The sequence below is a fragment of the Azoarcus sp. Soil_N_20 genome (assembly GCF_057656155.1).
The window spans coordinates 690,513-710,639 of sequence record NZ_JBDGKX010000001.1 but is presented as its reverse complement, the minus strand read 5'-3'; the positions used below and the strand labels follow the sequence as shown (position 1 = coordinate 710,639).

Annotated in this window: 19 protein-coding genes; 8 read left to right on the top strand and 11 right to left on the bottom strand. The window is 70.3% G+C overall.

The window, feature by feature from the left end; genetic code table 11:
* Positions 1 to 50 precede the first annotated feature (50 nt).
* The 5 genes from AC3A35_RS03350 (at position 51) to AC3A35_RS03330 (ending at position 5,352) form a co-directional block, all read left to right on the top strand.
* Positions 51 to 1,451, top strand: coding sequence for an ATP-binding protein (locus AC3A35_RS03350; protein ID WP_487434478.1), 1,401 nt, complete (start codon positions 51 to 53; stop codon positions 1,449 to 1,451).
* A gap of 74 nt (positions 1,452 to 1,525) precedes the next feature.
* Positions 1,526 to 1,876, top strand: a complete 351-nt coding sequence (locus AC3A35_RS03345) for a hypothetical protein (protein ID WP_487434477.1) — start codon at positions 1,526 to 1,528, stop codon at positions 1,874 to 1,876.
* 302 nt (positions 1,877 to 2,178) lie between these two features.
* Entirely contained in the window at positions 2,179 to 3,924 is a 1,746-nt protein-coding gene (locus tag AC3A35_RS03340; RefSeq protein WP_487434715.1) for a methanol/ethanol family PQQ-dependent dehydrogenase, read from the top strand.
* A gap of 92 nt (positions 3,925 to 4,016) precedes the next feature.
* Positions 4,017 to 4,457, top strand: a complete 441-nt coding sequence (locus AC3A35_RS03335; RefSeq protein WP_487434476.1) for a c-type cytochrome — start codon at positions 4,017 to 4,019, stop codon at positions 4,455 to 4,457.
* Between the two features lies 1 nt (position 4,458).
* Positions 4,459 to 5,352 carry a substrate-binding domain-containing protein gene (locus AC3A35_RS03330; protein ID WP_487434475.1) on the top strand — a complete coding sequence of 298 codons (894 nt, stop codon included), beginning with the start codon at positions 4,459 to 4,461 and terminating at the stop codon, positions 5,350 to 5,352.
* A gap of 21 nt (positions 5,353 to 5,373) precedes the next feature.
* Here AC3A35_RS03330 and folE read toward each other — a convergent pair whose 3' ends face one another.
* Both folE and AC3A35_RS03320 read right to left on the bottom strand, forming a co-directional pair.
* On the bottom strand, positions 5,374 to 6,102 hold the full coding sequence (folE, locus tag AC3A35_RS03325; protein ID WP_487434474.1) for a GTP cyclohydrolase I FolE: 729 nt from the start codon (positions 6,100 to 6,102) through the stop codon (positions 5,374 to 5,376).
* A complete protein-coding gene (locus AC3A35_RS03320) occupies positions 6,095 to 7,366 on the bottom strand; it encodes an alanine racemase (RefSeq protein ID WP_487434473.1) in 1,272 nt (423 codons plus the stop codon). The genes folE and AC3A35_RS03320 overlap by 8 nt, the downstream gene beginning before the upstream one ends.
* A gap of 194 nt (positions 7,367 to 7,560) precedes the next feature.
* Between AC3A35_RS03320 and folK the strand changes: the two genes are divergently transcribed.
* On the top strand, positions 7,561 to 8,076 hold the full coding sequence (folK, locus tag AC3A35_RS03315; protein WP_487434472.1) for a 2-amino-4-hydroxy-6-hydroxymethyldihydropteridine diphosphokinase: 516 nt from the start codon (positions 7,561 to 7,563) through the stop codon (positions 8,074 to 8,076).
* Positions 8,077 to 8,089: 13 nt separating this feature from the next.
* Here folK and AC3A35_RS03310 read toward each other — a convergent pair whose 3' ends face one another.
* The 7 genes from AC3A35_RS03310 to AC3A35_RS03280 form a co-directional block, all read right to left on the bottom strand.
* Positions 8,090 to 8,767 (bottom strand): HAD family hydrolase, encoded by a 678-nt coding sequence (locus tag AC3A35_RS03310; protein ID WP_487434471.1) that lies wholly within the window; start codon positions 8,765 to 8,767, stop codon positions 8,090 to 8,092.
* On the bottom strand, positions 8,760 to 10,697 hold the full coding sequence (locus AC3A35_RS03305; RefSeq protein WP_487434470.1) for a chorismate-binding protein: 1,938 nt from the start codon (positions 10,695 to 10,697) through the stop codon (positions 8,760 to 8,762). The genes AC3A35_RS03310 and AC3A35_RS03305 overlap by 8 nt, the downstream gene beginning before the upstream one ends.
* Positions 10,698 to 10,741: 44 nt before the next feature.
* Entirely contained in the window at positions 10,742 to 11,272 is a 531-nt protein-coding gene (gene fae, locus AC3A35_RS03300) for a formaldehyde-activating enzyme (protein WP_487434469.1), read from the bottom strand.
* 63 nt (positions 11,273 to 11,335) lie between these two features.
* Positions 11,336 to 12,154, bottom strand: a complete 819-nt coding sequence (locus AC3A35_RS03295) for a formylmethanofuran dehydrogenase subunit C (protein WP_487434468.1) — start codon at positions 12,152 to 12,154, stop codon at positions 11,336 to 11,338.
* Complete coding sequence (gene fhcD, locus AC3A35_RS03290; protein ID WP_487434467.1) at positions 12,151 to 13,101, bottom strand: formylmethanofuran--tetrahydromethanopterin N-formyltransferase; 951 nt, start codon at positions 13,099 to 13,101, stop codon at positions 12,151 to 12,153. Before fhcD ends, AC3A35_RS03295 begins: the two co-directional genes overlap by 4 nt.
* Positions 13,098 to 14,777, bottom strand: a complete 1,680-nt coding sequence (locus AC3A35_RS03285; RefSeq protein WP_487434466.1) for a formylmethanofuran dehydrogenase subunit A — start codon at positions 14,775 to 14,777, stop codon at positions 13,098 to 13,100. The genes fhcD and AC3A35_RS03285 overlap by 4 nt, the downstream gene beginning before the upstream one ends.
* Entirely contained in the window at positions 14,774 to 16,078 is a 1,305-nt protein-coding gene (locus tag AC3A35_RS03280) for a molybdopterin-binding domain-containing protein (RefSeq protein ID WP_487434465.1), read from the bottom strand. The genes AC3A35_RS03285 and AC3A35_RS03280 overlap by 4 nt, the downstream gene beginning before the upstream one ends.
* 197 nt (positions 16,079 to 16,275) lie before the next feature.
* Between AC3A35_RS03280 and AC3A35_RS03275 the strand changes: the two genes are divergently transcribed.
* Positions 16,276 to 17,397, top strand: coding sequence for a YncE family protein (locus tag AC3A35_RS03275; protein WP_487434464.1), 1,122 nt, complete (start codon positions 16,276 to 16,278; stop codon positions 17,395 to 17,397).
* A 152-nt stretch (positions 17,398 to 17,549) separates the two neighbouring features.
* On the top strand, positions 17,550 to 18,071 hold the full coding sequence (locus AC3A35_RS03270; protein ID WP_487434463.1) for an SRPBCC family protein: 522 nt from the start codon (positions 17,550 to 17,552) through the stop codon (positions 18,069 to 18,071).
* Between the two features lie 165 nt (positions 18,072 to 18,236).
* Here the strand turns inward: AC3A35_RS03270 and AC3A35_RS03265 are convergent, their stop codons facing one another.
* Together AC3A35_RS03265 and AC3A35_RS03260 are read right to left on the bottom strand one after the other, a co-directional pair.
* Positions 18,237 to 19,055, bottom strand: coding sequence for a quinoprotein dehydrogenase-associated SoxYZ-like carrier (locus AC3A35_RS03265; protein WP_487434462.1), 819 nt, complete (start codon positions 19,053 to 19,055; stop codon positions 18,237 to 18,239).
* A 3-nt stretch (positions 19,056 to 19,058) separates the two neighbouring features.
* A complete protein-coding gene (locus tag AC3A35_RS03260) occupies positions 19,059 to 20,105 on the bottom strand; it encodes a quinoprotein relay system zinc metallohydrolase 2 (protein ID WP_487434461.1) in 1,047 nt (348 codons plus the stop codon).
* Positions 20,106 to 20,127 lie beyond the last annotated feature (22 nt).

Below are 20,127 nucleotides of genomic sequence, written 5' to 3'. Positions count from 1 at the left end.
CCTGGGCATCCAGGCGCAGCCGGCGCACTGAAACTGAAGGAGTCCCGACCATGCGCCGAACCGCCCGCCTTCACGACCGTATCGGCCTCCTCGTGACCGCGGTGGCGGCGCTCCTGCTGCTGCTCTCCAGTTTCGGCTGGGGGCGTGCCACGCGCGCCGCGATCCACGAGGAAGTCGAGGCCGCCACCCGTGTCGCCGAACAGTGGCTGCAGGTGCTCGCCGCCGAGGCCGACGCCGATCCGATGCGCCTCAGCGCCCGGTTGCGGGCAGTGGGCCGCCTGCGCGCCAACGTGCTGGAAGTGGTCGGTACCGACGGCGTCCTGCACTACCGCTCACCCGCGCCCACCTACAAGGCCGGACGCGAGGCGCCGCGCTGGTTCGCCGCATTGATCGCGCCCACCGTCGTCGAACGCCACCTGCCCGCCGGGGCGTACGTGCTGGTGCTACGCCCCGACGTGTCGCGTGCCGTGCTCGACGCCTGGGATGAATTGCTGCTGATCGGCGGCTGGGCATTCGGCCTGCTGGCGCTGCTGTGGCTCGGGGTACGACGTGCCATCGACCGCACCCTCGCCCCGCTCGCCGCGCTCGACACCGCACTCGCGCGCGGCGCCGACGGCAGTTTCGACACCCGCCTGCCGCGCCACGGCGTGGCCGAACTCGACGGCCTCGCCGACAGCTACAACCGGCTCGCCGAACAACTCGACCGCAGCTTGCTGCAAAACGCCCGTCTGGAATCCGACCAGGTCTTCGCCCGCGCACTCAACGCTCGCCTGGAAGAAGAGCGCCGCCAGCTCGCCCGCGAATTGCACGACGAACTGGGCCAGGCGGTCACTGCGGTGCGCGCCATCGCCGGCGCCATCGCCCAGCGCAGCGCCGACCAGCCCACCCTGCATGGCAGCGCCCAGGCCATCCTCGCCATGACCGGCCAGATGCAGGACGGCGTGCGTACCATCCTGAATCGCCTGCGCCGTCCCGACGCCTTGCCTGCGGGGCGCCTGGGCGAGGCACTCGACCAGTATTGCCGGCACTGGGCCGGACTCTATCCGGCGGTCACCCTCGGCGCGCGCCTCGATCCGGTCGACCGCCCGCTCGGCGAGGACTTCTGCCTCACCGTACTGCGCCTGCTGCAGGAGAGTCTCACCAACGTCGCCCGTCACGCCGAGGCGACCCACGTGGCGGTAGACCTCACCTGCGATGAGGACGGCCTGCGTCTGGCGGTCAGCGACGACGGGCGCGGTTTCGACCCAACCCTGCGCAGCGAGCGCTACGGACTTGCCGGAATGCGCGAACGGGTGGCGGCACACCGCGGCGAACTGTTCGTCGAAGCGTCGGCGAGCGGCGGCACGCGCATCCTCGCACGGCTGCCGTGGCCCGATCTGGCGACCATCTGGAGTGGCGATCCTGCGGGCGCCGCGACCCAGCCCGGCAGTTTCCTGTTGACGCGCAAATGACCGACCGGCCGACGAACCGCGCCTGCGGGTGCGCGGCGACGAATTCGTCGTGAATCTACAAAATGGAGACGCCCATGCATCGCTTCATCGCTCACACGCTGCGCGTCGTGGTGTGCAGCCTGCTCGCCGGCAGCGTCCACGCCGCGTCCTTCCCGACCGTGGATCGGGTGGAGTACGTGCTGGAATGCATGAAGGCCAACGGTGGCAGTCACGAATACCTCTACAAGTGTTCGTGCGTCATCGACGCCATTGCCGACGAGTTGCCGTATGACGAATATGTCGAGGCCTCTGCCGTGGCCCGCTACCAAGGCATGGGCGGCGAGCGCGCCGCCGTGTTCCGCGATCCCGAATCCATGAAGGCTCTCGCCAAACGCTTTCGCGCCGTCCACGATGCGGCGAAACAGCGCTGCGCGGTCGGCCGCTAGAATGCCGCCCGGAAAATGCACACGACATACTCCGCAGCCCCGCAGGACGACGTGATCATGCGCCTCCGGCATGCCCTGCGGGCGCTCGCTTGAACCGCTCCCGCGATCTGCTAGATTGAGACTGTCTGGCCGCCGAGCAATGCACTACAACGGGGTGTCCGACCAATAAGCATGGGGCTCGACGACGTTCTACGCGCACGATCAGTGCAGCGAACCGCGAAGACGAGGAGGGTAAACCCGTGAAAATCCACACACCACTCATCCACTGGCCGCTGGCGCTCGCCTGCCTGGCCGTGCCGGCCATGTCCCAGGCCAACGACGACGTGGCCAAGCTGACCAAGGACGCGAAGAACTGGGCGATGCAGGCCGGCGATTTTGCCAACCAGCGCTATAGCGCCCTGGACCACATCAACAAGGACAACGTCAAGGACCTGCGCGTGGCGTGGACCTTCTCCACCGGTGTCCTGCGCGGGCACGAGGGCGGCCCGCTGGTGATCGGCGACACGCTCTACGTGCATTCCCCGTTCCCGAACAAGGTGTTCGCGCTCGATCTCGGCACCCAGAAGATCCTGTGGAAGCACGAACCGCGGCAGGAGCAGGCCGTGATTCCGGTCATGTGCTGCGACACGGTGAACCGCGGGGTGGCCTATGCGGAAGGAAAGATCTTCCTGCAACAGGCCGACACCAATCTGGTGGCACTCGATGCCAAGACCGGCAAGGAGCTGTGGAAGGTCACCAACGGTGACCCCAAGGTCGGCGAGACCAACACCAACGCGCCCCACGTCTTCAAGGACAAGGTGATCACCGGCATCTCCGGCGGCGAGTTCGGTGTGCGCGGTTTTCTGGCGGCCTACGACATCAACACCGGCAAGCAGGTGTGGAAAGCCTATAGCACCGGCCCCGACGCCGAGATGCTGATGGACCCCGACAAGACCATGACCTGGGCCGACGGCAAGCTCGCACCGGTGGGCAAGGATTCATCGCTGAAGACTTGGCAGGGCGATCAGTGGAAGATCGGCGGCGGCACCACCTGGGGCTGGTACAGCTACGATCCGGAACTCAACCTGGTGTACTACGGCACCGGCAACCCGAGCACCTGGAACCCGAAGCAGCGCCCGGGGGACAACCGCTGGTCGATGACCATCTTCGCCCGCGACCTCGACACCGGCATGGCCAAGTGGGCCTACCAGATGACGCCTCATGACGAATGGGACTTCGACGGTGTCAATGAAATGATCCTCGCCGACATCAAGGTCAAGGGCAAGGACACCAAGGCTCTGGTGCACTTCGACCGCAATGGCTTCGCCTACACCCTGGATCGCGTGACCGGCGCCCTGCTGGTGGCAGAGAAGTACGATCCGGTCGTGAACTGGGCGACCCATGTCGACATGAAGACCGGCCGGCCGCAAGTCGTGGCCAAGTACTCGACCGAGGCCCAGGGCGAGGACGTCAACACCAAGGGCGTCTGCCCGGCGGCGCTCGGCACCAAGGACCAGCAACCGGCCTCATTCAATCCGCAGACCGGCCTGTTCTACGTGCCGACCAACCACGTGTGCATGGACTATGAGCCGTTCCAGGTCGAATACACCGCCGGCCAGCCCTACGTCGGCGCCACCCTGTCGATGTACCCGGCCCCCGGCAGCCACGGCGGCATGGGCAACTTCGTCACCTGGGATGCGGGGACGGGCAAGATCGTGCAATCCAAGGCCGAGAAGTTCTCGGTGTGGAGCGGCGTGCTGACCACCGCCGGCGGCATCGCCTGTTACGGCACGCTCGAAGGCTATCTGAAGTGTGTCGATGCCAAGGACATCAACAAGGAGTTGTTCAAGTTCAAGACTCCGTCCGGCATCATCGGCAACGTCAATACCTGGGAGCACAAGGGCAAGCAGTACATCGGCGTGCTGTCCGGGATCGGCGGCTGGGCTGGGATCGGCATGGCCGCCGGGCTGGAGAAGGACACCGACGGGCTCGGCGCCGTGGGCGGCTACCGCGAACTCAAGGACTACACCGAACTGGGCGGCGTGCTGACGGTATTCGAACTGCCATGAGCGCGCCGGGACGATCGGCCGCGCACCGGCATGGTTGCAGGACCCGGTATCGGGCGTCGGTTCCAGGCGCGCGCCACGGAAGGTGGACGGCCGTGACGCTGTTGCCCGTGCTGGCGGCCACCCTGTTCGCAGTCAGCGCGCACGCCGGTGTGGCGCCCGCCGCCGGTGAGCAGGAGGCGCCATACCAGGTCGTCGATGGCACCAGGGTGGACGCGCAGACCCTGAGCGGTTGGCGCACTTGGCGTGCCCTGGCCTGCGAGCGCTGTCACGGCAAGGATCAGCAGGGCATGGTCGGCCCATCGCTGGTGGAGAGCCTGAAGCGGCTGAGCAAGGAGGAGTTCAAGACCGTCGTCCTCAAGGGCCGGCTCGACAAGGGCATGCCCAACTTCGAAGGCAGTGAGATGGTGACGACCAACATCGACGGCCTGTACGGCTTCCTCAAGGGGCGCTCCGACGGCGCGATCGCGCCCGGCCGCCTGGAGGCGTTGCAAGCGGAGACTGCACCGCAACCCGCCCCCGCGCCCGGAAAATGACATGCACGCAGCGCGCCACCACTGGCTCGCGATCGCCATGACGACCGCACTCGCCGCCGTTGCGGTGCCGCTTCCCGGCGCCGCGGCGGAAGGCGTCCTGCGCGTGTGCGCCGACCCGAACAATCTGCCCTTGTCGCACCGCAACGGCGAGGGCTTCGAGAACCGGATCGCCGAACTGTTCGCCCGCGAGCTGGGCTGGCGACTCGAGTACACCTGGTATCCGCAGCGCATGGGTTTCATCCGCAACACCCTGCGGGCACGCGTCGACGGCGGTGAGGACTACAAGTGCGACCTGGTGATGGGGCTGCCGGCGGGCTTCGAACTGGCGGCGACGACCCGACCCTACTACCGTTCGACCTGGGCCCTGGTCTATGTGCGCGGCAAGGGACTCGACGAGGTCCATCGGCCGGACGACCTGCTCGCCCTGCCGGCAGACCGGCGCAAGGCGCTCCGGTTCGGCGCGTTCGGCCAGACCCCGCCGGTGGACTGGCTGCTTCGCCATCGCCTGCTGGCGCAGATGGTGCCCTACCGTCCGCAGACCGGCGACCCCGAGCAGTACCCGGGCGAGATCGTCGAGAAGGACCTGCTCGACGGCAAGATCGATGTCGCCTTCGTGTGGGGGCCGATCGCCGGCTACTTCGCGGGCCGCGATCCGGGCCGGCGGCTGGTGGTCGTGCCCTTTCTGCCGGAGCCCGCGATCAAGTTCGATTACGAGATCGCCATGGGCGTGCGCTTTGGCGAGGCGGAATGGAAGAATCGGGTCCAGCAGCTGATCGACCAGCACCGCGCCCGCATCCAGGAGATTCTTGCCGGCTACGGCGTGCCCCTGCTCGATGCGGCCGGCCAGCCGATCACGGTCACCGGCGAGCGCGGCGGAACGGCCGCACCGCGGTGAGTGCCGACCACACCATCGCCCTCAGCGCAGCCCCGGGGCGTTGCCGCCGCTGGCGATGAGGGCGAAGAACTCGCGGCGTGTGGTGGGATCGTCGCGGAAGGCGCCGAGCAGGCGACTGGTGACCATCGCGCCCCCCGCCTTGTGCACGCCGCGGGTGGTCATGCACTGGTGGCTGGCCTCGATCACCACCGCCACCCCCTTGGGCTGGAGCACCGCCTGCAGGGTGTCGGCGATCTGCACCGTCATCTTCTCCTGAATCTGCAATCGCCTGGCATAGGCGTCCACCAGGCGCGCGAGCTTGGAGATGCCCACGACCCGGTGATGCGGCAGGTAGGCCACGTGGGCGCGGCCGATGATGGGCACCATGTGGTGCTCGCAATGGCTCTCGAAGGGCACGTCGCGCAGCACGATCATCTCGTCGTAGCCGTCGACCTCCTCGAAGGTGCGGGCCAGCAGCACGGCCGGATCGACCTCGTAGCCGGCGAAGAACTCCTCGTAGGCACGCGCCACGCGTGCCGGCGTGTCGCGCAGGCCTTCGCGCTCGGGATCGTCGCCTGCCCAGCGCAGCAAGGTGCGCACCGCGGCCTCGGCCTCCTTGCGGGTCGGGCGCCCGTCGGCCGTGGTCGTCGGCTCTGCGGCCCCGGTAAGCTTCGCGGCCTTGGCAAGCTTGGCCGACTTGACCGGCCGGCGACCGCCTCGGGGGCCGGGTCCCGCCATCCGTGCGGGTTCGGGGGTGTATTCGTCAAGCATGGTTGTTGTCCTTGATGGGGGGGTGCAAGACCGGCCCGGCAACGGCGGGCCATTCGGTGAGTAACTCGGTGGCTGGCGGCTTGCCGAGAAAGCCCTGGGGGCTTGCGCTCGCGCCGTAAGCGCCGGACTGGAACACCGCCACCAGATCGCCCGGCGCCGCCACCGGCAGCAGGATGTCTTCCGCCCAGGTATCGTGGGGCGCGCACAGCGGGCCGGCGACGGTCACCCGCTCCACGGCGCGCCCGCCGGCGCCGAGGACGGCGAGGGGAAAGTGCAGGTGGCGACGGCCCTCGAGGGCGCCGGTGGCCTGCCAGTGATGGTGGGCGCCCCCGTCAACGATGAGAAAGACGCGCCCGCGCGATTGCTTGCGCTCCACCACCCGGGTCAGGTACACGCCCGCCTCGCCGACCAGGTAACGGCCCAGTTCGAGGGTCAGGCGCGCGCCGGGAAGCTTTCGTGCCGCCGCGCCGGCGAGTGCGCGCAGGGCGTCGCCGAGGGTCGCCAGGGCGAGCGGCGTCTCGCCCGCGAAGCACGGAATCCCCAGCCCGCCACCGAGATTGAGCACGCGCACCGGCGCCGGCGCATGGGGAGCGAGTGCGCAGGCGAGTTGCAAGGTGGCGCGTTGGGCCTCGACCAGCGCCAGCGCGTCGAGGCAGCGCGAACCGGCATAGACGTGGAAGCCTTCGAAGGCCAGCGGCAGCGCCCCGATCGCGGCGAGCACAGCCGGGGCGTCTTCGCTGTCCACGCCGAACTTGCGCGGGCCACCGCCCATGCGGGCCTCCGCGGCGAGGGTGAACGGCGGGTTGATGCGCAGCGCCACCCGCGGTCGCGCGCCCCTATCCACAAGCGCCGCCAGGCGGCGTGCCTCGGCCAGCGACTCGACCACGACCAGGGCATCGGCGGCAATCGCCGCGACGAGTTCGGCGTCGCTCTTGCCGGGGCCGGCGAAGCTCAGGGCGGTGCCGGCGACGCCCGCCTGCTGCGCGAGCGCCATTTCGGCGGCGGAGGTCACGTCGCAACCGTCGACCTGCGATGCCAGGCGGCGCAGCACTGCGGGGTGCGGGTTGGCCTTGACCGCGTAAAGCAGGGCCAGACCGGGCGGCAACTCGGCACGCAGGGTCGCCACCTGACGGTCGATAAGCGCTCCGGAATAGAGGTAAAGGGGGGTGCCGTGGCGCACGGCAAGATCGTCCAGCGCCGCCGACCGCCCACCCTCGGGTGCCAGTTGCCAGCGTTCGAGCGCCGCGGCCAGGAGGCGGTTCATCGTTGCACTCCCGCCGCCGGTCGCCGGGCCCCGTTCTTGCTCGGGAACGGACGAGCGGCGGGCCCGCGCCGCACCTGCGTCAGCGGCCCGGCCGCGTGTCCCGATCCCGCGCCAACCGTGCCAGGGCCGGTTGCCGCGCTGGGGCGGGGCCACGCCGCAGGGTTCCACAACATAGCCCGGAGGCTTCCTTCCCCATGGATCACGATGTCTTTCTCGGTCTCGGCAGCAACCTCGACACGCCCGAGCACCAACTGCGGCGCGCGGTGGCACACATTGCCCGCCTCCCCGGCGTACAACTGCGCGGAGTGTCCTCCCTCTATCGCAGCGCCCCGCTGGGCTACACGGATCAGCCGGCGTTCTTCAACGCCGTCGTGCGGCTGTGCACCGGTCTCGCCCCGATGACACTGTTCGCCGCCTTGCAGCGCATCGAGCACGAGCACGGACGCACGCGCGAGTTCCGCAACGCGCCGCGCACCCTCGACGTGGACATCCTGCTCTACGATCAGTGGCGCCAGGACGCCCCTGCCCTCACCCTGCCCCACCCGCGCTGCCATCAGCGTGCCTTCGTCCTCCTGCCGCTGCTCGAACTGGCCCCGGACTGCGTGATCCCCGGACGCGGCCCGGCGCGCGACTGGCTGCCCGGCTGCCGCGATCAGGCGATCGAGAAATGGGGCCCGCTCGCGGGCGGCGAGTCCGGCCCCGAGGCTTGAGGGGGTCCGCTGCCTAGCGCGCATCGGCGAGCGCCTCGATGATGCGCCAGCCGCGCGCCTGCGCCTCGCGCCGGAGGACGGGATCGGGGCCCACGGCGACCGGCTCGGCGACCCGCCCCAGCAGCGGCAGGTCGCTGGCCGAATCGGAATAGAACACGGTGTGGGCGAAATCGCCCCACACCAGACCCAGCCCGTCCAGCCACGCGTCCACCCGCGCCAGCTTGCCCGCGCCGTGGCACATGGCGCCGGCGACCTCGCCGGTGTAGCGCCCGTCGCGGCACTGTGCCCGGCTCGCCAGCAGGTGTTCGAATCCCAGTGCGTGGGCGAAGGGTGCGGCGATGAAGTCGTTGGTTGCGGTGACCAGCGCACACAGCGCGCCCGCATCGCGATGGCCGGCGACCAGGGCACGCGCGGCGGCGGGGATCTCGGTGGCCACCCGGGTGGCGAATTCGGCCTGCCACGCGTCGAGCCTGGCGAGCGGGTGAGCAGCCAGCGGGGCCATCGCGACGCGGTGCAGGGTGCGCACGTCGAGCGCGCCCTGCACGTACCGGTGGCAGCATTCCAGGTAGTGGTCGGCGGCGGCGGCCTCGAGCACGCCGCGCTCGACCAGAAAGCGCAGCCAGGCCATGCCACTGTCGTATGGAATGAGGGTCAGATCGAGGTCGAAGAGGGCAAGGCTGCGTTCAGTCATGATGCACCGGCACGACCGGCGGCGCGGCGAGGGCAGCCTCGGCCGGGACCCGCAGGCGGGCGGCGAGCGGGCCACGCAGCGCGTTGCACACCACGATGCGCTCAGCCCGCAGCAGATCCGCCGGAGTCAGCGTCGCCTCGCACGCGCGCCACGCCGGGTCCGCCAGCAGGGCCGCGCGCATCACCCCGGGCAGCACGCCGGCGCTCAGTGCCGGCGTGCGCCATTCGCCATCGATGAGAAGGAACAGGTTGCTGCGCGCGCCTTCGGTGAGTTCGCCACGCTGATTGACGAACAGCACGTCGAAGGCACCGCGCCGGGTGGCGAGCGCAAGCGCCGCGTCGTGGCGGGTGCGCAGACTGGTCTTGTGGCGGGCGAAGGGATCGTCGCCGTCGACCGGTTCGGTGGCGAGGAGCAGCCCGACCGGTTCGTCCGTGATCGGCGCGAGCGGGCTCACCACCAGGTCGAAGCGACCGTCGTGATGCAGGGCCAGGCGCAGGCGGGCGGGCGCCCATGCCGGCAGCTCGGCGACCTGGGCGCACAGGGCATGTTCGATCTCGGTCAGCGGGCAGGCGAACGCGAACGCCGCGGCGCTCGCGGCCAGGCGCTCGAGGTGGCGATCGAGGTGGCGGATGCCGCCGGTGCGGGTGGCGTACAGCGTCTCGAGGAGGGTAAAGCCGGGGTCGAGCGCGGTGAGGAAACGCGCCTTGAGCGCGCATTCCTCGAATTCCTCGGCCGCCTTGCTGTCACTGACGATCCCCGCGCCGACCCCCATCTGCCCCGCACGCAGTCCGTGGCGCTCGGGGCCGAGGGTAATGGTGCGGATCGTCACCGACAGGCAGAAGTCGCCGCACGCCAGGCGCGCGGGGTCGCCGACGGGAGCGTCGATCCAGCCGATGCTGCCGGTGTAGAGCCCGCGCGGGGTGCTCTCGAACGCGCGGATGAGCTCCATGGTGTGGTGCTTGGGCGCGCCGGTGATCGAGCCGCAGGGGAACAGCGCGCGCAGCACGGCGGGAAAGCCGGTCTCCGCCGGCAGCTCGGCTTCGACCGTGGACGTCATCTGGAACACGGTGGAATACGACTCGACCGAGAACAGCGCCGGCACCCGCACGCTGCCGACGCGGGCGATCTGCCCCAGGTCGTTGCGCAGCAGGTCGACGATCATCAGGTTCTCGGCGCGGTTCTTGGTGTCCGCGGCCAGCAGGCGGGCGATCTCGCTGTCGCCCTCGGCCACCCCGGCACGACACGCGGTGCCCTTCATCGGACGCGCGAGCAGGCGCCCGTCCCGATGCTGCAGGAAGAGTTCCGGCGAACACGACAGCACGTGGCTCGCCCCCTCCCCCGGCGGCAGCGCGATGAAGGCGCCGAAGGCCACCGGCTGGCGCGCGCGCAGACGGCGGTAGAGCGCCACCGGCGAGCCGAAGGCGTGGAAATCGAGACGGTAGGTGTAGTTGACCTGGTAGGTCTCGCCGTCGCCGATCGCGGCGAGGATGCGCGCGATCGCGGTCTCGAACTCGGCCTGGTCCACGCTCGGGCGCGGCGCGAGGATGCCGGCCGGACCGGGATGTGCGGCGCCGTCGCCGGCGGTCGCAGTGCCGTCCTTGCCCGGGTCGGCCTCCTGCGCCTGGAGCCAGGCCGCGACCTCGTCCGCCGACAGGCGGGCCAGCCCGGCGAAGATCAGGATGCGCAGCGCACCGCCGTCCGCGGGCGCGAGGCCCTCGTCACCGGCGCCGCGCAGGCGCGCACCCCATTCGTAGTCGGCGAGCAGCACGGCGTGGCCGCCGGCGCGCAGGTCGGCCTCGACCGCGGCCCACACCGCTTCGAGCGCCTGCGGATCGGCGCAGCGGTGTTCGCGCAGAAAGCCGGTGTACAGCCGGCTGCTGGGTGCCGCCGCGGTGGCGGTGCAATCGTCGAGAAGGGCGAAGCAGGCCATGGTGTGCTCCTGCGGATGGCGGTCGACCGCAGCCGGGTCGGGCCTCAGCTCCAGTCGTCCATGTCGTGGCGGATGCGATGGCGGTTGGCGATCAGCTCGTCGACCGTGGGCTCGTTGGCCAGCGCACGGCGGATCGCCAGCTTGGTGGCCTCGTAGTTGGTACGGTACATGTCCTTCTTGTCGAGTTCGGCATGGGTGGCGCAGCGCGGGTCGATCCACACTAGGCTGACGATGCACAGGTTGTTGGCCTCCTCGCGCGGAATGATGCCCTCGATCAGGCAATCGACCACCGCGTCGGCGGTGGCCGACTGCACCACGCCGCCGAACAGGTCGATATTGGCACTGTCCTTGAGGGTGACCTTGGGCACCATCATCGTGGCCGGGCGGACCAGCTGGTTGCACGCGCGAATGGCGAACATCGCGGTGTGACCCTTGCTCTGCGCCATCATGTTGGCGAAGGCCTGGCCCACCGGGCCGTCGGTGCGGCCGATCAGGATTTCGGGCATGGCGTCGGTGAACTGGCCGTCGGCTGCCAGCACCGTGGCCTCGCCGGCGTGAAAGGTGTAATTGCTCATCGGGTACGGCTCCAGACAATAAAGGTCGAAAGGGAAGCGGGAAGCGAGGCCGTGCGCCGGCGTTCACCCCGGCAGCAGCCACTCCCCCTTGCCGTCGGCGGCCAGATCACCGACCAGGCGGTGCGGACGCCAGCCGGGAAGCTCGGCGAAGGGGCCACCGTGGACGGCGAGGCTGCGCGCCAGCAGCGCCCAGAACACGCGGATGTCGTGGCCGGTGGCGGCGAAGGTGGGCGGGGGTGCGGGCGGCGTGCCGGCAAACACCAGACTGCCACGGCGCATGCCATAAGCGCAATGGGCGCCGACGTCGCCAGCCACGGCGATGGTGCCGGCCACCATGCGCGAGGCGAGGAAGTCCCCGGCGCTGCCGAACACCAGCACGGTGCCGCGCCGCATGCGATCGCCGAGCCGGGCGCCGGCATTGCCGCGCACGATGAACAGGCCACCGCGCATGCCGTCCATGTCGCCGGGGAGCGCAGTGGCGGCATGGTCGCCGACGTCGCCACCCACTTCCAGGCGGCCGCCGGCCATCTCGCACGCGGCCAGCAGTCCGGCGCTGCCGGTGACGTGAATCTCGCCGCTGCTGAGCTGGGCGCCGAGATAGTCGCCGACGTCGCCGTCGACGCGCAGGCAGCCGCCGTCCATGGCGCGCCCGACACCGTCGCAGCGCGACAGATCGCCTTCGAACACCAGGGTCGGGATCTCACCCGGACTCGCCACGACATCGAACAGCTCGCCCAGCGGCAGCGCCTCGTTGCCGTGCCACAGCGGACGCCGGGCGAGTTCGGCGGCGCCCTGCGCGGCCGCGGCGAGCGGGGTGATGCCGGCAAGTTCCAGGCGCAGCGTGGGCTGGGCGCGCAGGCGCAGGCGGAAGGTGGTGCTCATGGCGCGCCCTCCTCGCCCAGCAAGCGGTGCAGGTGGAAATGGTAGGGCCCGAGCTTGCCGCCGTAGTTGCCGGCCGAGATGCGCCGCAATCCCGTGCCCGCCCCGCGCGCCACCGCGGCCGCGATGCCGGCGCGCATGGCATCGGCGACGTCGGCCTCGGTCAGACCGTCGATGACGATCTCCATGACGCAGCCGATGGTGTCGCCCAGTTCGCTCTTCCTCGCCAGCGGGGTCAGTGCCGGACAAAAGGCCTCGTTGGTGGAGGCCATCAGCGCGGCGTACTTGCTGCCGACCTTGGAGCCCGAACGCACCACCCCGCCGGGGAAGGGCATGATCACCCCGGGCACGGCGCGCATCGCCGCCACCGCGGCTTCCGCCGCGGCCAGCGCGGCGTCGGTGTCGTCGGCAAGAAAGATCAGGTTGCCGCCACCGACCGCCTTCACCACCGGCGTGGTCTCCGCGGCGACAAACTCGCCGTCCATCACCGGCACCCGCCAGTAGCGCACGCCGTCGATCATCTTGGAGATCTGCCAGCCGTCACCGAAGAAGCGCAGATTCCTGCCCAGCGCGATCGCCTCGCCGTCGGCCAGGCCGGCATAGATCGCGGTGGTCGGACAGGTCAGCACGCATTGCCCGACCCGGCGCTCCACCTGTTTGGCGAGCTCCTTGCCGGATACCGCGAACAGCAGCACCGCCACCCCCGGGCGTCCATCCGGCGTCTCCTCCGGCGTCAGCACGCGCTCGATGCCGGCCTCGCAACCACAGGCGATCACCGACGTGGCGAAACCGGTCATCGCCACCGCGGCATGGTTCGCCCAGGTGGCGTTGTGGGCGGTGATCAGCACCCGCGTCGCCTTCATCGGAAAGGCTTCGGCGAAGGTGTCGTCGACGCGGACCCCGTTGCGCTCCATGGGGTCCGCCCCGCTCGCTGCGACTGCGGCGCTCATGCCGACCGCCCTCCGCGACCGTGCAGCCGGCACGGCAGCAGCGCGCCGCCGTTGGCGCATGAACACAGCTCGTCGCGGCCGATCGCGGCGTGGCGAAAGGCGAAGGCCAGATGCTCGTCGCTGTAGCGCGCGAGCGTGCGCTCGATGCCGCGATCGAACTCGGGCTCGACGAAGTGGGTGCCGCCCGTGGGGGTGGCCTCGATGCGCCCGCGGCGCGCGACCAGGGTGCCGTCCTTGAACACGTATTCGGGGGTGGTGAACATGGCCTCGCGATCGGCGTCCTCGCGATACACGGCGATGTCGGCGGCCGCCCCCGCGCCGAGCTGGCCACGGTCGGTGAGCCCGAGCAGGCGGGCCGGCGCGGCGCGGGTCATGATCGCGATCTCGTACAGCGAGAGTTCGCGGCGGATCTCGCGCAGCTCGGCGTGGGCGGCCACCTCGGGGTGGAGCCTGGCGAGTTGCTCGTCGCGGAAGGATTTGTCCATGAGCAGGCGGATCAGGTGAGGGTAGCTGGTGAAGGGGCCGCCGTTGGGGTGATCGGTGGTGAGCACCACCCGCCACGGGTCGTCGACGAGCAGGAAAAGCTCGAGCCCGATCGCCCACTGCAGCGCATTGACGTAGCTCTGCTCGCGGTAGCGGAAGGGCACCACGCCGCAGCCGGCGTCGCACTCGATGTCGGCGCCGATCCACTTGCGCGGGCTGCCGAGGTCGGCGTTGGCGTGCTGGCGCATGGTGTCGCCCGATGCGGTGACGGTCTGCCCGAAGATGATCTGGCCGACGTCGATGCTGACGTTGGGGCGCGCGTTCACCTCCTCCGCCAGGCGGCGCGCGGCCGACGAGAACTTGCGCGAACCTTCGGTGCCGTAGCTGTGGAACTGGAGGTGGGTGAGGTGCCCGGGGAGCCCCTCCAGCGCGTCCATGGTGGCCACGGTCGAATCGACGTTGCCGGGCACGCCCAGATTGCTGGCATGGATGTGCAGCGGATGCGGCACTCCCAGCTCGTGCACCGCGCGCGCCAGGGTCTGCACCACCTGGCGCGGAGTGATCCGCCAATGGACGTGATCCTGGTCGACGTCGAGCTTGCGCTGGTTGAACTTGAACGCCGAGATACCGCCCGGGTTCACCACCTTGACCCCCATCGCGCGGGTGGCGTGGATCGCCCAGCCGACATAGTCGCGCACGCGCTCGAAATCGTGGCCCTCGGCGAGCATGCGCAGGAACACCTCCTCGTTGCCCAGCATCACGTAGGCACCGTGGTCGAGGATGGGCGTGTCGCCCATCTCGAAGTGGGCGTGGCGCGCATTGGACACCGCCATCGCCGGCTCGAAGGCGGCGGTATAGCCCATCTCGGCATAGCGGTAGCCGGTGGCCAGCGTGCCGGGGGTGCAGCAGCCGGCGGAGGCGAGCTCGAGCGGATTGTCCGACCGCCGGTTGGCGCGGTGGTCCTCGGGCAGCAGCATGCGGGCGAGGTTCACCTTGCCGCCGCCGATGTGCGAATGCAGATCGATGCCGCCGGCCATCACCACCATGCCGGAGACGTCGTACTCGTGGTCCACCTCCTCGGCCGCGTGCAGCTCGACGATGCGCCCGTCGCGCACGCACAGGTCGCGCACCTCGCCGTCGACGCCGTTGGCCGGATCGACGATGCGCCCGCCGCGCAGACGTAGCGTGCTCATTGCTCACCTCCTGCGGCCGCGCCAAGCCGCGCAAGCCGGGTCGCCAGCACATCGGCGACCTGCGCCACGGTCGGCAGGGTATCGGCGTAGAACGGCGCGAGCGGGACCACCACGCCGCCATCGGCGCGGAACAGGTGACCGGCCGAACCGACGCCGGGAGTCGACACCGGGATGAACACCGTGGTCGCACCCCCCTGCTCCGCCCCTGGCTCCAGCACCGCCGCAAGCTCGGGGTGACCGAGCACCACGCGCGGCAGCGCGGTGGCCGGCGGGACCAGCCCGGGGCCGAAACTGGACACCCACAGCAGCGCATCGACCGCGCCGTCGGCGAGCAGGCGTTCGGTGGCGTAACGTTCGGGCTCGTGGATCAGGCCGCGGGCGTGTACGCCGCTGCGCAATGGCAGCCCCGAGAGCCAGGTAAGCACCTGGTTGGCGGTGTAGCCGCCATCGCCGCCGCCGCAGCAGAAGGCGGCGGCGCGGGTACTGCGGTTGAGGGTATTCACCAGGCGCTGGATGACTTCGGCGATGAGGGCGCCGTGCGCCGGCAGGCGCCCCGACTCCCACACGATCACGGTGTAGCGCGCCGTCTGCATGCGCGCCACCAGCGCCTCCAGCGCGGGCGGAACCTCACCGGCGGGGCGTCCGGCCAGGCGCGCGGCGAGCAGCGCCACGGTGGCGAACAGATCGCCGGCGAGGGGGATTTCCTCGGTCGTGCAGCCGCTCAGGCCGGGCGCTTCGGCTGCCGCCGGCGCACCGAGGAAGACCACGTGACGCGGATCCGGGCTGTCCGCCGCCGGTGCACAGCGGCGGAAGAATTCCGGATAGTGTTCGGCCGGGTCGGTAGCCAGGCAGACCATCAGGTCGGCGCGATTGCGGATCTCCGCCAGCGTGGCGTAGAACACGCCGCGGTCCTGCAGCGCGCGGGTGGAATGCATCAGTGCCTCGCCGCGCGCATGGTCGAGGATCGCGCCGCAGCCGTTGGCCAGCCGGTACAGGGCACGTACCCCGGCCACGTCGGTGGCGAGACCGGAAAAGAGCGGCTGGCGGCTGGCGGCGAGCACCTGCGCGGCGGCGTCGAGCGCGGCCTCGAGGTCGACGGCCTGCCCGTCCACCCGGGGCGCGGCGATCGCCGGACGATCCCCGAAACAGGCCAGGGCAGCCGCCGCGGTCGGGCAACGGCTGTCGGTGAGGGCCGGCCGCGCCGGATCGAGCGCGAAGCCGTCGCACAGCAGCGGACAGAAGGGGCAGGTCCAGGGCTGGCCGGAAGGGGCGGTCCCGGTGGGGGCAGGAGTGGCGGTCATGGACTCCCTTCAGCAAGCCATATGCCACGTCGGCTTTGCCGCCTGTACCGCGGCCTGCACCCGCGACCGCGGAGCGACCACCGCCTGGGCCTCAACAAAGTGTCAGGGCTGGACCCGAACCGCGTGCAACAGACTGTCACCACCGGCGGCTAGCAGGCCCCCGCACGGCGCGTATCGGGTGCTGGCATGGATCCTGAATGCGGAGTACCGGAGACGCCCGCCTCACAGCGCGGGGCCTCGCCCGCAAACCGACCCGCAGCCCGGAAAAAAAGCGCATGTTCTTCGCCCGCTGGAAATTCCGCATCGCCCGCCTGCCCGCCACCTTCGTGCTCGGGCTCGCATGCGCAACCGCGACACCCGGCGCTGCGGGCGCCGCGCCCGGCAGCGAGCCGCCCCGGTATGCCTATATCACCAACCAGGGCTCCCACGACCTCAGCGTGATCGATGCCGCCACCCTGAAAGTGGTGGCGCGGCTGCCGACCGGACGCTCGCCCGCGGGGATCGCGGTCAGCACCGCAAGCGGCAAGGCCTTCGTCAGCAACCCGGACAGCGCAACGGTCAGCGTGATCGACCTCGCCGCGCGCAAGACCGTCGCCAGCCTTGCGATGGACGGCAGCCCGGTGGGCATCGCCACCTCGCCCGATGGCGGCCGGCTCTACGTCGCCGACTGGTACGGCAACCGCCTGCGCGTGTTCGCCACCGCGGACCATCGGGCGCTCGCCGACATCGCCGTCGGCCGCGCACCGGCGGGCATCGCGGTGACCGCCGATGGCGCCACGGTCTATGTCGCCAACCGCGACGACGACAACCTGAGCGTGATCGACGCTCGCCAGCTGCGCGTGACCGCCACCCTGCCCGCCGGGCGCCACCCCTTCGCCCTCGGCCTGAGCCCCTCGGGCCGCCACCTGCTGGCGCTCAACGTGCAGGGCGATGACGTGAGCGTGATCGACCCCGCCAGCGGCCGGTCGTTGGCGACCGTGGCGGTGGGCCACGCGCCCTACGGCGTCGCCTTCGACCCGGCCGGCCGGCGCGCCTTCGTCACCAACCAACAGGCCGACAGCGTGTCGGTGCTCGACCTCGACCGTCTGCAGGTGACCGCCACCTGGCCCACCTCGGCCTACCCCGAAGGCATCGCCTACGAGCGCACCGACGCGGGTGACGGCGGACGGCTGTGGGTCGTGAGCTGGATGGACGACGAAGTGGTGCTCCATGACGCGGCCGGCGGCCGGACCCTGGGTCGGGTGGCGGTCGGACGCAACCCGCGGGCCTTCGGTGACTTCCTCGGCAGCACTGGGCCTGCCCGGTCGGTGCAGCCATGACGAGCGCGCCGTTCTGGCCGCCCGGTGCCCATGCCCGCCCCCTTTCCCCGCAGGCGGCCGCGTTCGGCCACCTGTGCTTTTCCTGCCCGCCCTCATCTCGTCCCTCCGGGGCGGGCAGGCTTCTTCCACTGCAATGTCGGAGACCGACCCAGATGTCCAAGAAACTGCTCCTTGCCGCCCTGCTGTGCGCCACCACCGCCACCTGGGCCCATGGCCCCACCCGCCAGAAGGTCACCGAGACGATGACTGTCGCCGCCAGCCCGGAGGCGGTTTGGAAGCGTGTCGGTGATTTCAGCGCGCTGCACAGCTGGCATCCGGTGGTGGAGTCCTCCGAAACCACCAAGGGCAACGAACCGGGTTCCATCCGCACGCTCCACCTCAAGGGCGGCGGCACCATCATCGAGGAACTCACCAAATACTCGGCCGACGAGCGCCGCCTGAGCTACAAGATGAAGGATCCGGGGCCGCTGCCGGTGACCAACTACAGCTCCACCCTGAGCGTGAGCGCGGGCAGCGGCGGCACCAGCACGGTCGAATGGCGCGGCGCCTTCTACCGCGGCGACCCCAATGGCGACCCGGCTCCGGAAAAGAACGACGAAGCCGCCATCGCCGCGATTACCGGGGTGTACAAGACCGGGCTGGAGAACCTGAAGAAGGTGGTGGAAGGCCAGTAAGCGACGCGGTCGGCCCGGCTCCCATGCGCCGAGCCGCCTCAACCCCGGCGAGCATCCTCGATCCGCGCGGTGGCGGGCTACTGCCTGCTGCCACCGGAGATCCGGACCGGGCGAGTGTGTGCCAGTCGCGTCGGTCCGGGCTCCCGGGCCGGCTTGCGGGCGGATTCAACTCCCGGCCGTCCCCCCGACCTGGACCCGGCTGACAAAACTCAGGTTCTCGGTATCGACCACCCTGGCCTCGAGCTCACCACCGCTGCCGGGGAGGAAACGGAAGCTGAAGTCGGGATTCTCGCTGATGGCGAAGGTCAGCTCGGCCTGCAGCACTGGCTGGCCGCGGTAGAGGATGTTCAGCTCGCGCACGAAGTGCGGTTTGGCGTAGAAGCGGGTGAGCTGGTCCATGGCCAGGCCCGAGGTGTTGGGGTGGCGGATCATCAGGCGCGCCCGGCGCGGCCCTTCCTCGAGTGCGGCCTCGGCGCGCAGGCGCAACTGGCCGAGATTGGCCGCCGCCGCTGCGGGGTCCTTACCGGCCGGCGCCGAGCAGCCGCCGGCCGCCTTGACGAAGCTGCTGGCCAGATGCAGGGAGCCGTCGTTGAGTTCGGAAATGGCGCGCACGAAGGTGTATTGCTCGACCCGCACCCGGGTCTCCAGCTCGGCCCGCCCGCTCTCCGGCGTGAACCGGAAGATCGCCGCCAACGGCCCGGGATTGCGGTCGATCACCAGAAACAGGGTCTTGACGTAGCGGCTGGCCGACTGGTCGAAGGGGCTGCGGATGGCGAGTGGTACCGTGGCCGCGTCCGCGGCGCGCGCCGGCACCTCGAGGGTCGGCACGGCGGGTCCCTCGGTGGCGATCGGGCGGTCACTGAAAAGCTGTGTCCGCAACTGGTCCCATTCCGGAGTGGGCTGATTGTCGTCCGCGCGGGCGAGGCCGAATCCCCAGGCGGGAACGAGGACCGCGCTACCGAGCAGGAATTGTCTGCGCTCCATGTGCTAATCCTCCCACTCAAGTTCGACATAGGCCGCGGTGACGTTGCGCCGGTGATACTCCTCGGCCAGCTTCCAGCCGGTGAGCCGTGCCGGGTCGGCGGCGTCCACGGTCTCGGCAAGGCTCTTGCGCGCACGCAGCGCGCTGCGAACCTCGGTCGCCAGTTCGCCGAGATAGCCTTCCATCGGCGCCACTGCGGCCGGCCACGGCAGATCGACAGCGCCATGACCGGGGATCGCGTGGCCGGCCTGCAGCGTGCGCAATTCGGCCAGCACCGCGAGCCAACCGCGCACGCTGCCGTCCACCACCGGAATCCGTCCCTCGAACAGGAGATCGCCGAGCCACAGGGTGGCGGTCGCCTCGTCGAACACGGTCAGGTCATTGTCGGTGTGGGCGGTGGGCCAGCTGCGCAAACGCAGAACCCGGCCGCCGAGATCCAGACTCATCTCGCCGTCCACCAGCAGGTCGGGAGGGACCGGTCGGGCCGCGAGCGCGGCCGCCTCCGAGCCTTCCCCGCCGGTGCACGCGCAGGGCTCCCCGGTCGCCAGCGACATGGCTGATTGGTAGACAGCGGTTCGGGCCGCAAGTGCGGCGGGCAGGCGAATGCTGCCGACGAAACGCACGCCGCCCCCCGGTTCGACGAAGGCGGCGTTGCCAAGAATGTGATCCGGGTGCATGTGGGTGTTCACCACGTAGCACACCGGCAGCCCGGTACGCTGTCGGATCGCCGCGCGCAGCGCGTGCCCGATGGCCGGGGTGCCGCCGCTGTCGACGACCGCCACGCAGCGCTCGCCGATCACGAAGCCGATGTTGGCGATGTCCCCGCCGTTATCCACCGAATTCTCTTCGTGCCGTCCCTGATGAACGAACACCCCCGATGCGACCTCAGTCACCGGCAGCACATCGGCGGGCTGGCCACGCGCAAGGTCGACGCCGGCCATCCCGAGCAGAAGGAGGACCACCAGGCGACGGAAAATGCGCGCCGGCAGACGTTCCCGCCGTGGTCGCCTCGGCTGACCTGGCGCCCTGTGCTGCGCTGCGGCTAGGGACATGTCGATCCACCTCGTGGCGCGG